The 14,073-nt window shown below is 38.8% G+C and carries 9 protein-coding genes and 1 tRNA gene; 2 read left to right on the forward strand and 8 right to left on the reverse strand.

Annotated features, from left to right (window positions below):
• Positions 1-274 precede the first annotated feature (274 nt).
• From H4O18_RS21090 to H4O18_RS21120, 7 genes are all read right to left on the reverse strand, one after another.
• Positions 275-349: transfer RNA gene (locus tag H4O18_RS21090), tRNA-Val, on the reverse strand.
• A 97-nt stretch (positions 350-446) separates the two neighbouring features.
• The gene (locus tag H4O18_RS21095) at positions 447-1,658 is read right to left on the reverse strand and encodes a bifunctional folylpolyglutamate synthase/dihydrofolate synthase (protein WP_187588387.1); all 1,212 of its coding nucleotides are present in this window, start codon (positions 1,656-1,658) and stop codon (positions 447-449) included.
• Between the two features lie 125 nt (positions 1,659-1,783).
• Entirely contained in the window at positions 1,784-2,683 is a 900-nt protein-coding gene (locus tag H4O18_RS21100) for an energy transducer TonB (RefSeq protein WP_187588389.1), read from the reverse strand.
• Complete coding sequence (locus tag H4O18_RS21105) at positions 2,683-3,069, reverse strand: ExbD/TolR family protein (RefSeq protein WP_031445231.1); 387 nt, start codon at positions 3,067-3,069, stop codon at positions 2,683-2,685. Before H4O18_RS21105 ends, H4O18_RS21100 begins: the two co-directional genes overlap by 1 nt.
• A gap of 10 nt (positions 3,070-3,079) precedes the next feature.
• Positions 3,080-3,772 (reverse strand): MotA/TolQ/ExbB proton channel family protein, encoded by a 693-nt coding sequence (locus H4O18_RS21110; protein WP_103440936.1) that lies wholly within the window; start codon positions 3,770-3,772, stop codon positions 3,080-3,082.
• 49 nt (positions 3,773-3,821) lie between these two features.
• The gene (gene nhaD / locus H4O18_RS21115; RefSeq protein ID WP_187588392.1) at positions 3,822-5,186 is read right to left on the reverse strand and encodes a sodium:proton antiporter NhaD; all 1,365 of its coding nucleotides are present in this window, start codon (positions 5,184-5,186) and stop codon (positions 3,822-3,824) included.
• 17 nt (positions 5,187-5,203) lie between these two features.
• The gene (locus H4O18_RS21120; RefSeq protein WP_187588394.1) at positions 5,204-6,430 is read right to left on the reverse strand and encodes a Glu/Leu/Phe/Val dehydrogenase dimerization domain-containing protein; all 1,227 of its coding nucleotides are present in this window, start codon (positions 6,428-6,430) and stop codon (positions 5,204-5,206) included.
• Positions 6,431-6,672: 242 nt separating this feature from the next.
• Between H4O18_RS21120 and H4O18_RS21125 the strand changes: the two genes are divergently transcribed.
• Together H4O18_RS21125 and H4O18_RS21130 are read left to right on the forward strand one after the other, a co-directional pair.
• Positions 6,673-7,815: an acyl-CoA dehydrogenase gene (locus H4O18_RS21125; RefSeq protein ID WP_187588396.1), complete on the forward strand. Its 1,143-nt coding sequence runs from the start codon at positions 6,673-6,675 to the stop codon at positions 7,813-7,815.
• A 402-nt stretch (positions 7,816-8,217) separates the two neighbouring features.
• Positions 8,218-10,686, forward strand: a complete 2,469-nt coding sequence (locus tag H4O18_RS21130; RefSeq protein ID WP_187588398.1) for a hypothetical protein — start codon at positions 8,218-8,220, stop codon at positions 10,684-10,686.
• Between the two features lie 276 nt (positions 10,687-10,962).
• Here H4O18_RS21130 and H4O18_RS21135 read toward each other — a convergent pair whose 3' ends face one another.
• On the reverse strand, positions 10,963-13,923 hold the full coding sequence (locus tag H4O18_RS21135; RefSeq protein ID WP_187588400.1) for a tetratricopeptide repeat protein: 2,961 nt from the start codon (positions 13,921-13,923) through the stop codon (positions 10,963-10,965).
• Between the last annotated feature and the right edge of the window lie 150 nt (positions 13,924-14,073).

Raw genomic sequence — 14,073 nt, forward strand, 5'->3', positions numbered from 1 at the left:
CTTTAATGCCAAAGTAAAGGCTTTTAGATCACAATTTAGGGGAGTCAGGAATACGGAATACTTCTTATATCGCTTGATTAAATTATATTCTTAAAATGGTAAAAACCCAGATTTTGGACATGATCCTCTATTATTTCATCTATTATGTTCAAACCTGAAGAAGTGTATGCCTGAACTAAATTTAATAAATAAAAAATAATATTGTTGTACCTATGTTGTACCCGTAAAAAAGAAAAAGCTTTCCAATTTCTTGAAAAGCTTATCTTTGTTACTGTGGGCCCTACTGGGTTCGAACCAGTGACCCCCTGCTTGTAAGGCAGGTGCTCTGAACCAGCTGAGCTAAGAGCCCTAATTAATCAGTATTTAAATTCGCTCCCTGATTTCTCCAGAAGCGAGTGCAAATATAGAATAGTTTTTAATTTCCCCAAAGGAAAAAATAGAAAAATTTATACAATTTCTGCAACAACGAAAGTACTCCCCCCTACAAACACAAAATCCGATTTTTTCGCAACGCTTAATGCAGATTTAAGCGCTTCATTTACAGATGGATAAGACTCTCCCTGCAAACCATAATCCATTGCCCGCGATTTAAGGACAACCTCATCCAAACCTCTTTGAATATTAGGTTTGCAAAAATAATAATGGGCTTTTTTAGGAAAAAGGGGTAAAATCTGCTCCAAATTCTTATCCTTAACAAATCCTATGACCATGTGTAGGTCCGTAAATTCCTGTTGCTTTATTTGATCTACCACAATGGTCAATCCTTCCGTATTGTGTGCCGTATCACATACAACTGTCGGATTCTCACCTAGAAATTGCCATCTCCCCAACAAACCCGTATTTTCGGAAACCTTCATCAGGCCATCGAAAATATGTTTATCACTAATATTAAACCCTTTTAATTCCTTAATACTGGCCACAACCCCTTTAACATTTTTGTTCTGGTAGCTTCCCAATAAAGAAGTTTTATAATTTCCCGGGATTACTTCCCCCGCAAAAATTATTTTCGCGTTTCTTTCTTTGGCAACAGCATTAAACACCACAGCCGTCTCTTCTTGAAGTTCACTTATTACCACAGGAACACCAGGTTTAATGATTCCCGCTTTTTCGTATGCTATTTTTGCAATGGTATCGCCCAACATTTCCACATGATCGTAGCCGATATTTGTAATCAACGAGACTTCAGGAGTAATTATATTGGTTGAATCCAAACGCCCACCAAGGCCCACTTCAACGATGGCAATATCTATTTTTTCTTCTTCAAAATATTGGAAAGCCATTCCCACTGTCATTTCAAAAAACGAAAGGTCATGCGCTTCCAGAAAAAGTTTATTTTCCTTGATGAAATCAACTACAAATTTTTTGCTAACAGGCTGGCCATCAATTCTGATGCGCTCCCTAAAATCCTTCAAATGTGGCGAGGTATACAATCCTACCTTATACCCAGCTTCCTGTAATATGGAAGCCAGCATATGGCTACTGGAACCTTTGCCATTGGTACCTGCTACATGTATACTTTTGAATTTTCGTTCAGGATGGCCCAAATAGGCCGAAAGCGTTAGTATATTATCCAATTTACCCTTAAATGCAGAAATTCCCTTTTGTTGGTACATGGGCAGTTGCGCGAACATCCATTCCAAAGTTTCCTGGTAGGTCATTTATAGTCGTCTATTGAAGTTAGGACATAGTGCCGTTGCAATACCTTCTCTTAATCTAATTAAAAAAGTAAATGAAAATGTAAAATTACTGCAGGAAAATTGTTTTTGGGCAATGAAGGAAAACTTTATTCCCCCAATTTAAAATTCACTACTACAAAACCAATTTGTTGACTAGGTGCATTGGAATCCAAATTCCATTGGTGCATAAAAGCAGTTTTCTTTGCGGGTCCCATTAGGCAGGGATGCGTATTGGTAGTTCCTTTTTGCCCAGGTTCAGCACTAACCACCTTTCCATTTCGATCCACAACAATTTTTACCACGACCCTTCCCTCTTCGTTACATTCCTGTTGTACCTTACCTTTATTCACCAAGGATCGTCCATTGAGACCATAACCTCCAGTACCACTGCCCGATCCAGGGCTGCCATAATAACTGGTTGCATATGGGTCTCCATCAGGTTGTCCCTTATCCCCGGCCTTATTATCATCACCCTCGCCGCCAGAGGCAGTTCCTTCGGACTTATTGATACCCCCGATCAACTCATCCAGTTTATTCTTTTTTGCTTGTTGTTCCTTACGAACCCTTTCTTCAGCTTCCTTCTTTTCGCGAGCAACCCGTTCCGCCTCGGCCTGTGCCTTTTTGGCCGCCTCGTCCGCCTTGCGTTTGGCTTCTTGCTGCTGCTTTATTTTTATGGATTCCTCACTTTCCTGGGTAAGTAATTTTTCGGCAGGTTTCTCCTTGGCTACCTTTTCTTCAGGCACCTCTTCCACTACTTCTTCCACCTTCTCCTCTTGAACCTTAGGTTCTTTGATAGGGGTATTAAGGGGTTCTGATTTAATTTTTTCTTTAGGCTGTACCCTACCGCTACCAAATTCGGTTGTTCCAAAATTAACAGAAATGCCATTTTCTATTGGAGGATCTAAATAGGTAAGTCCAATATAAAAAAGCAAAAGCAGTAGCACACTTAACAGAATTGTAGTAAGTGTAAAAGATTTTTTCTCGTGTCTCGTATTAAGTAATGACATTAATTTGGTCGCACCGCCAAAATAACCTTATAATTATTTCTATTGGCAATATCCATAACGTTTACCGCCTCTTTGATGGCAACGCTCTCTTCTGCCCTAAGAATAATAGTAGGCTTCTCTTGTCCTTTTAGTGCCTTTTTTAATTCAATTTCTATATATTGTCCGTTAATCTTCTCGTTGTTTACAAAATATTCCAAATTTTTATTGATACTCACCGATACGTTCTGGGTATTGGTAGATTTACCTTTTGCCTTGGGCAACAACAAATCCAACGCATTGGGCGAATTGGCAGTCAGCATAAAGAATATAAGCAATAGGAATACTATGTCCGTCATAGAGGACATGCTAAAATCTGGACTAACCTTATTTCTACCTTTTAGTTTCATTTGTTACGTTCTAAAGAGGTTCGTTCAATAAATCTAAAAATTCTACTGCATTAGCTTCCATTTTATGAACCACTTTATCTGTTCTGTTCACCAAATGGTTATACCCAATATAAGCTATAATACCTACAATAAGTCCTGCCACTGTCGTGGTCATGGCCGTATAAATACCTGAGGCCAATGAACCCATTTCCGCTTGCCCTCCACTGGAAGCCATTTGATGGAATGCCAAAATCATACCAATTACGGTTCCTAAAAATCCGATCATGGGTGCTGCTCCGGCAACAGTGGCCAAAACACTCACGTTTTTTTCCAATTTATAAACTTCGAGGGTACCGGCATTTTCTATAGCGGTATTAATATCGTCCAAGGGTTTTCCTATTCTGGATATTCCCTTTTCCGTTAACCTGGCTACCGGCGAATCTGTTTGCGCACACAATATTTTGGCCGCTTCCAATTTACCATTGGTAACGTGGTCCCGTATCTGGTTCATAAAATTGCTATCTATCTTTGAAGCGGCTTTTATTGCAAAAATGCGTTCAAAATAAATATACAGTGCCACAAAAAGCATCACAAACAAAACACTAATAATCAAGATACTTCCTGTACCGCCATTTACTATTAAATCTATAACAGAAAGTGTCTTTTCCTCAGACACAACTCCCTCTAATCCTGCCTCTTGAGCAAGGTCTTGTATCAATAACATATATTTTATTTATTTAAGTTGCCTTAATAACGGTCTTTTGTCGATTAAATTATGCGTTTAACACTAAATTTCTAATTAATATAAATCCTAAGGCACCAGCAGCAAATCCTAGGAAAGCCAACCATGCTATTTTCTTCAAATACCAGAAGAAGTCTATTTTTTCCATTCCCATGGCTACAACACCTGCCGCAGAACCAATTATCAACATACTTCCACCTGTACCTGCTGAATAAGCTATGAAATGCCAAACAGGATCATCCATACCTACAGAGAACATTCCTATACTGGCCGCTACCAGCGGCACATTATCTATCACGGCAGAACCAACACCAAGGAAAAGGACAACCAAATCCGACACCAATTCTCCACCAGACTCAGTACCCAACATAGGCATTACCTCGTCCAAAGTTCCTGCAAAATGGAACAGCATACCCAAAGATTCCAAAGCTGCGACAGCCATTAAAATCCCCAAGAAGAAAAGAATACTTGGCAATTCAATTTTCGAAAGTGATTTATGTACAGGACTGTGATGTGATTCAGCTTCACTTTCACCATCGATATTGGAAATACTAAACTTGGCACTACTATAAATTTCAGCAAATGTCGCTACCAATGCCAAAGAAAGCATCATTCCTACATATGGAGGCAAGTGGGTTATTGTCTTAAAAAACGGTACAAAAATTATAGACCCCAATCCCAAGTAAAGCATTGTAGCCCCGTATTTGGTTTTAGTAGGCTCACTTTCTTCTTGATCAGTTTCAATATTTCCCGAAAACGCCTTATACCTACTAGCAATAAAAGTTGGCACTACCATACATATAATGGAAGGTACAAGTACATGTTCTATTAATTGTGCTGCAGAGACCTTATTGGCGATCCAAAGCATGGTCGTGGTAACATCACCAATTGGGGACCAAGCACCCCCGGCATTTGCTGCAATAATTATCATACCGGCAAACCAAAGTCTGGTTTCCCTATCCTTAATTACCTTTTGCAGGATGGTTATTAATACAATTGTTGCGGTAAGGTTATCTATAATAGCAGACAGTATAAAGGCCAGTATTGCGAACAACCAAAGTAATTTTCTCTTACTCTTCGTTTTAATAAAACCTTTAATGGTAGCAAAACCATCGAAGTAATCTATTATTTCCACAATGGTCATAGCCCCCAGAAGGAAGACCAATATTTCCGCTGTCTTACCTAGATGGTGGAGTAGAATCTCATCTATATGGGTCGGCTCCAACTCCCTAAGCTCGGCATTGACCTCAAATACTGGCATATGTGCCAAGGCTATAACTGCCCACAACAGGGCCATCATAGCCAAAGCGGGGATTAATTTGTCGATCTTGAGATTGTGCTCCAATGTTATTGCCAAGTAACCGGCAACGAATAAAATAATAATAATGGTCTCCATGCTATTATTGGTTAAATTTAAATTAATTGATTCAATGCAATCTCAAATCCGGTTTTACTGAGATTAACTTTTGTATTATTTTGGTTAAATATATTTAAAATTGCGTTTCTAATAGTATTCGATGTATCATTAAAAATAAGTTCGTCATCCATGGCGACCCTCCCTTCCATAAAATAGGCAAAAACTCTGGCCATTCCACAATTGGAAATAAAATCGGGAATTAAACTTACCCGCTCGTCCGTATATTCCATAATAGAACCGAAAAATATTTCCTTATCCGCAAACGGCACATTTGCACCGCAACTAATCACCTCCAGACCACTTTTGATCATTTGGGTAATCTGCTCCTTGGTCACCAATCTAGAGGCGGCACAAGGAACGAAAATTTCAGCGGATAAATTCCATATTCTTTCATTGATATCTTCAAAGGGAATAATGTTATCCGCAAAAAGGGTATTCCCTTTTTTGTTCAAGAAAAAAGATCTTATCTCTTCGATTGAATATCCCTCTTCATTAATAACTCCCCCTGCCCTATCAATAATCCCGACAACTTTCGCACCCATTTGCGACAAATAGAAGGCCGCTGCGGAACCTACATTACCAAATCCCTGCACAATAGCCCTCTTTCCCTCAACCTTACCACCGTGAATGTCATAAAAATGCTTCACTGCTTCAGCAACGCCAAAACCGGTAATCATATCTGCTACAGTAAACTTGCGCGATACCAAAGGTGAATATTGATCACTCTCCAAAACCTTTATCACCCCTAAACGCAGTTGTCCGATCCTATTTATTTTATCTGCCTCTGTTGGCTTAAAATGGCCATTAAAAACACCTTCTTGGGGATGCCAAACTCCAGCGTCCTCTGTAATCGGAATTACCTCATTAATCTCATCAACATTTAAATCCCCACCAGTACCGTAATAACTTTTCAACAAAGGTGCCACTGCATGGTACCATCTTTTAAGCACCCCTGGTTTCCTAGGGTCGTTGGGGTCAAAATTAATACCGGATTTAGCACCTCCTATTGGAGGTCCGGAAACCGTAAATTTCACCTCCATTGTTTTTGCCAAAGACAGGACTTCGTTCATATCCAATCCTTCCCTCATTCTAGTACCGCCACCGGCAGCACCACCACGAAGGGAATTAATAACAGTCCACCCTTCTGCCTCAGTCTCTGGATCTTTCCAGTTAAAAACTATTTCAGGGGGTTTATTTTCATATATTTTTAATAACTCTTTCATTGCACATTAACATTAAACTATTGGATTCCATTCGCTATTATTTGGGATTTTTCACATCCTCGGGATTTAATTTACCAGTGTAGCTAATGTTGTCTCATAATTGTTAAGTCCGTTTACAGATAAAAAAGCATTCGACCGAACAAATATAAAAATATAGATTAGGTTTTAATGTTTTTATTCCCCATTATTATTCCATTGTATACTCGTATATTTGTAATATTCTCACTATTTTTTTTAAACACATGGATTTTACCCTTTCGGAAGAACAAATAATGATACAGCAGGCAGCTAGGGATTTTGCTCAAAATGAATTACTGCCCGGGGTTATAGAAAGAGACGACGCTCAAAAGTTTCCTGCCGAACAGGTAAAAAAGATGGCGGAATTGGGATTCTTGGGAATGATGGTAGATCTTAAATACGGGGGTAGCGGATTGGACACCATTTCATATGCGCTTGTTATGGAGGAGCTTTCCAAAATTGATGCCTCAGCATCAGTGATAGTATCTGTAAACAATTCTTTGGTATGCTGGGGGCTGGAAACTTATGGTAGTGATGCGCAAAAAGAAAAATATTTAAGCCGATTATCCACCGGACAATGTATAGGGGCATTTTGTCTTTCCGAGCCTGAGGCAGGCAGCGATGCTACATCCCAAAAAACTACGGCACTGGACCAAGGGGACCATTATGTTTTAAATGGCACTAAAAACTGGATTACCAATGGTAATTCTGCTGACATATATTTAGTAATTGCACAGACCCACATTTCAAAGGGACATAAAGGAATAAATGCAATAATTGTAGAAAAGGGCACCCCAGGTTTTGAAGTAGGCCCTAAGGAAAATAAATTGGGTATAAGGGGCAGTGACACGCATTCACTAATCTTTAACGACGTAAAGGTCCCAAAAGAAAATAGAATAGGCGAAGATGGATTTGGTTTTAAATTTGCCATGAAAACCTTGGCAGGAGGCCGAATAGGAATTGCAGCACAGGCGCTGGGCATTGCAGCAGGAGCATATGAGCTGGCCAAAAAGTATTCCAAAGAGAGAAAGGCTTTCGGCACGGAAATCAGTAATCATCAGGCGATAGCCTTTAAACTTGCAGATATGCACACCCAGATTGAAGCTGCCAGACATTTGGTTTACAAAGCGGCATGGGACAAGGACCAGGGCAACGACTATGATCTTTCAGGGGCTATGGCAAAACTTTACGCTTCCCAGGTGGCCATGGATACCGCCGTGGAAGCGGTACAAATTCATGGAGGCAATGGTTTTGTAAAGGACTATCACGTAGAAAGAATGATGCGGGACGCCAAGATAACCCAGATCTATGAAGGAACTTCAGAGATACAAAAAATAGTAATTTCAAGGAGTATTTTGAGGGATTAATTATGATTTGGGAATTAATAAGGAACAAGATTAATGTTCGTTTAATATTACCGATAACCCTAAATAGTTACTCCTAATTAATTACTACATTCATGCTTTAACAGGCAAATTTTCCTTCTATGCCCCATTTCCCGAAATAGTCGCTTAAAAATTGGATTCAAGGCGATTTAAGTCAATTATACCAATTTATTTTTAAGGCGTAAAACCAAATTTTTTCCATTTTAACAAATTGCGCCATAAAAGGCCTAAATACGCAATTATCAGAAAGAAAACAGCCTAAAATCATCCTTATGCGACCAAGATTATAGCACTTGCGACCTGTCTTATAGTCAAAAAGGGTATTCATATCTAGTTTTACAATAGTGTTTTTAACCAAAAAAAATACTTTTAAAACTTTAGATCATGAAAACAATTAAACAAGTATTTAAACTCATGCTCTTGCTTTTTATGAGCATGCTAATATCTTACTGTTCCAAAGATAGTCCTGATGACCCAAATAAGCCCGGCAGCACAGAACCAGCCAGTACAGAAACCAAGGAACCCACTAAATTAGATTTGGACGGTAACGGAGATGTCTCTATCGTTTCGGACAATATAGTTGAAACCGATACAGGATATAAGTTTAATGGTATGCTTAAAGCTAAAAATGATCAGGGAGAAGAGTATAATGTGGTTGAAGGAGACATTACTATCGAAGTTGGCGATGATGGCGCTATAATTAGCATAACGGGTGAAGGATCCCCTAAGTTCCCGAACATAGGTAATTTCAAATCTTTACTTGAAGGATTTGACATGAAAGAAGCGGTAAAGTCTCATATTGAATTTGAAACCGGGTCATTTTATAAAACAAAATATCAAACCAAACTTCCCTTGGCAGATGATATAAAATATTTCCACTTTGAAGTACTGAACGAAGAGGCAGGCAATTATGAATTGAAGTCGAAGATAAATGATAAGATACACGAATTCGCCGAATATTATCTAGATCCTGCAGATCCTGCGGTTTTCTATAAAATAAAATTACCGGATTTAACAAAAAATAAATCATTAAAAAAATCTAAAAAGAAACAAGAACTAATGGATTCAATATTTCATAAGGCCAGCCAAAAAGGGATTGAGGATTTTGGAAGTGCTGCAGGAGACATTTCGATTTCGTATGGATATTCCAATCAAGGACTTATCCCATCACGCACTTATGAATTTAGCAAACCTGAAAATTTTCAACAACTCTTTGGGTTTAGCGGTTTCGAAAGTTTACCAACACATTTATATCAAGGAATTGAAAACATACCTATGCCAATTCCTTATACAGGTAATATTCTGAAATTTTCCGGAGAGACTTTCTTTCACTACCCTATAAATCAATTAGGCCCTTCTGGGATTATACCTAGCAAGGACAGTTGGGCGAATTTTTTCAATGATGTTGAAGTTGATAATTTAAATTATGGGTTTACTGGAAGTATTGCCCCTAGCATAAAGGCCTTAGGGATGATTATGGGTGTATTGCCCAAAATGAATGATGTTTTAGGTTATGAAATATTTGGCAAGGACATAAATATGGATATTGTCGCTGCAACCGAGCAAGGATACCACGCCCTTTTAGAAAACGAATCATATCTACGTTTCGGAGGTGAATTAAGAACCCCCATCATAGCGGATATTTTGGGTACTCCTTTAAAAAAATTTATTAATATAGAAGAAAATGCAGGGATATCCCAGTATTTCTATTACAGCTTGGGCTCGCAGTTAGAAGACTGGAAGATTTATTTAGAAACTGACTGTTCCATTGGCCTGCCACACCTGAATGATTCTCCTTTACCCGAATTTAAATCAATGGCCAATTCATATTTTGCATTAAGTACAGATGGATTGAAAATTTCAGGCACATTTTCAGAAAAAGTAGGACCACTGGAACTAACCAATGAGGTAACTGGTTCTATAAGTCCAGAGGATGGGCTGGAACTAACTACTCTCATGGATAGGGAAATCGCATTATCTAATGGCTTCGTATTGCAAAACACACATTTAGAAACTTCCATTTCAACCACTAACGGTATAAAATTGCAAGGATTCGTGAACCTTCCATTTGGGATAGTTGATGCCGACACGCAAGGGGAATTAGGCCCTGACGGAATTTCCATGACCGGATCATTTTCGAGCGATATAACTTTACCGGATGGCACAAAGATCGGCACTTACGGGGCTGGATTGGAATTTGGTATTTCAACAAATCCCGAGGACGGCATTTCACTTTCCGGATTTATTGATGCCCCAGCTGGTATCGGCAGCGTTGAAGTGGTAGGGTATATGAAATCTGGGGAATTATATTTACATGGTAATTTCGATGGAAATGTAGACTTTAAAGGTGTAAACCTATACACCGCTAACGGTGAAATAACAATTTCGAGTGCTGATGGGTTTAAAATTTCCGGTGCATTTGACCTACCGATAACAAGTGCTGAATTGTCCGGTTTTATTACCAATGAGGGTATTGAAATGGTGGGCGGTGTTACAAGAGGGCTTACTGTGGCAGGCAATGAATTTACCTTATCCAATTCGCTTGTTAGTGCCAGCAGCGCAACAGGAGTGCAAATTGCAGGAAATATGAACCTATATTTCGTCCAAACCAACGTTTCAGGCTCTATTAATCCAGATAATAGTTTCTCTCTTTCAGGAACAGTTAAGAAAAATTTGGGACCATGGGATTCTACGATTAACACCACGGTTACCCAAAGCGGAGTATCATTAAGCGGTAGTGGATGTTTGGATGTTCCCATTATTGGAAGACAGTGCCAATCCCTTTCTTTTCAGCCGAATTGGGCCGCTAAAACGGTAAGAGTATGTAGAGGTGCTATATGTTATACATTTTAGAAATACCTTTTAAAGGTTTTAAAAAGAGCATCTTCTTTGTTTATGAAGGTGCTCTTCTTGTTAACGATTATAAGGCACATTTATAACAAAGACAATCAAAAACTCATACCTATTGAAGTTTAAACCAAAAATTCTACCATTCATAAAAATCAGTGAAAGAGATTGATTTCTTGATAAACTACTAAATTATATCTCAAATAATAATAGAAAAAATGTTTGGGTTACCATATTAATTGAAAACTTTCAACTCATTTTATGTTAAGAATAATCAACATACTATTTTGAAATTTCCGAAGGCGTGCAGCCATATTGTTCATGAAAGCATTTGGTAAAATAGGAAGGACTACTAAACCCAACTTGGTAGGCTATTTCCGAGGAGGTGGCTGCATTTTGTTTTAAAAGGTCGTGGGCTCGCTGCAAACGGAAAGTCCTAATCAACTGGTTCGGAGACTGATCTAATAAGGCCTTAAGCTTGCGATGGAGCTGGGAACGGCTCATGCCAATGGCATACGCCAACTGTTCGACGCTAAATTCCTCATCGCCCATGTTTTCCTCCACCGCCTTGATTGTTTTTTCAAGAAAGGCCTCATCCACCGAATTTACGGCAACATCACTAGGTTTAAGCATTGCCTCATGCTTGTATTTCTCCCGCAGTTTTTTGCGTGAGGCAATGAGATTATTCACCTTGAGGATTAATTCTTTAGGCACAAAAGGCTTGGTCATATAATCGTCGGCCCGGGTCTCCAGCCCTTCCATTTTGTCCTCCAAGCTGGCCTTGGCCGTGAGCAAAATAATGGGAATATGGCTGGTTTTCTCATCCTGCTTCAATGTTTTACAAACCGCATACCCATCTTTCTTGGGCATCATAACATCGCTAATAATCAAATCCGGAATGTGTTCCTGTGCCATTTCGATGCCCTGTTCCCCATCATACGCCTGTAGGATTCTATATTCCTCTAGAAAAACATCCTTTAGATAGTGCATCACGTCCATATTATCCTCCACCAACAGCAATTGGGGTTTTGATCGATTGACCACCTTGTCGTCATCCGAAAAATCGATTTCCGTAAAGGCGTTGATCTTTGACTCATGTTCTTTGTTCAGAATGGGTGCCGACGTCATTATTTCTACTGCTTTAAACTGCTCTTTTCTAACCGGGAGCTCGATGGTAATATTGGTGCCGATCCCTACCTGGCTCACGACCTTAATCGCGCCCTTGTGCAAATCCACCAATTCTTTGGTCAGGGCCAAGCCGATGCCTGTGCCGGTATATCCATTTTCTTCGCCCTTGGTGCTTTGATAAAAACGATTGAAGATATGAGCGATGTCCTTTTCCTGAATTCCAACTCCCGTATCGCTTACCGAAATCGTAAATGAATTTGCCCTACTGTCTGCGACATTGGTGTGTACTTGCACCTTTACCGTACCACCTTGTGGTGTGAATTTAAAAGCGTTCGACAATAGGTTCACCAACATGATTTCCAATTTTTCCCGATCTACAAAAACTTTTAAATGACCCGAATCTGTATGTATTTGCAAATCTATTTCCTTGAGTTCCGCCAAGGAATGAAAGGCCATGGCAACCCCACGGACAATTGGAATTATATCTTCCTCGGCCATAATGAGTTTAAACTTCCCAGCTTCCAGTTTCGACAAGTCCAATAGCTGGTTGATAAGCTTCAAAAGCCTGTTGGCATTCTTTTTCATGACCGCCAAACTGTACTTCACTTTTAGATCATCAGTTTCGGAAAGCATAGTTTCTATTGGCCCCAGAATTAAAGTAAGCGGCGTCCTGAACTCATGCGAAATATTGGCAAAGAACTTAGATTTCATTTGATCCACTTCCTGTTCCTTTATTAGTAGTGCCCTATTTTTACCGGTTTTAAGGCGTTGCTGATTAAACATTAAAAACAAGATAAAAGAAGTTAACACCCCGCCCGCCAAATAAGCCTTTCTTTTAAAATCTGCCGTTTGCCTTTGTTCTTTCAACAAAAGTATTTCCTCTTCTTTTTTACGTGTTTCGTATTGAATTTCAAGTTCATCTATTTTCGCTTTGGCCTTAATGGTATAAATGCTATCCTTTAACTTATACGACTGCTCCAAATAATCATAAGCCTTGGTCAAATCCCCCAAACTTTGAACCGATTGCGCTAAAAGCTTATAACCTACCCATTGCTGGTTAATATCAACGCCTTCTGAGGTGGCAATGGCCTCCTGGGCATATTTTTTTGCTTCTAAGGGCCTTCCCATATCAAAATAGCTTTCACTAATATCATTGTAAGTATGGGCCATACTTGGCTTTATCCCAATATTTTTTTTAATTTCCAAAGCCGCAAAAAGATAGGTTAGGGATTCCGAAAATTTTCCTTGACTTCTCAAAGTTGATCCCATATTGCCCAGCAATATTGCCTCATCCAATTTAGTATTAAGTTCCTTAGCTGAAATTAGTGCTTCACCATAATATTCACGGGCCTTGTCATACTTGCCCATTTTTTGGTTTGCAACTCCCAATCTCAACAAACTGCTCATAACCCCTTTCTTGTCATCGATATCTATACTTAAGGTCAAGGATTTTAAAAAATAATCCTTGGCTTTTTCCAATTTGGAAGTCAGCAGATAGATATTTCCAATATTAGTATAAACCACAGACATTCCTCTGTAATCATGAAGTATTTCCCTAATTTCCAAAGCTTTAAAATAATAGGACAATGCTTTATCATATTCCGCTAAACGATAATAAAAAATTCCAAAAAAATGAAAACATGATGCCATTCCCTTCTTTTGGTCTAAATCTGCATAGATAGCTAAGGAAAGGGCGATATATTCCAATGCCTTGGGTAAATTATTTTCCTGTTCATAATACCCACTCATCAATTTATACCCCAAAGCAATGAGAGATTGATCTTCTAACACCCGTGCTAATCCCATACCTTTCTCGTAATGGCCCCAAGCATTGTTCCTTTCTCCCTTATTATATGTTAGCCGTCCTAATTCATAATAACTACGTATCTCGCCTTCCTTATAAGACAACTGCTTAGCCAAGTTGTTTGCTTGTTTGGCCAAGGTAATTGCCCTTTCATCATTCAAATAATTGTACTGTTCTACTAGTTGTAGAAATATATCTACTTTGGGGCTATCACGAGAAGTCAACAATAAAGCATTAAGGCTATCTATCTTATGCTGCTGTGCAAAAAGACCATAATTGACAAACATTAACAGCATTAAGAGATGGCGCATTTACGGTTTTCTTGTGTGAATTGTTAAATAAATTACAAAGAAAAATGATACCTTCTATCAAATTCCCATTTTTAAACTTAAAATGATTAATTTAGCGTTACTATAAAACCTTTAAACGAGTGATTTTTCAGACATTAGGCTATTAAATAT

The sequence above is a fragment of the Arenibacter arenosicollis genome, assembly GCF_014397245.1.
Lineage (GTDB): Bacteria > Bacteroidota > Bacteroidia > Flavobacteriales > Flavobacteriaceae > Arenibacter > Arenibacter arenosicollis.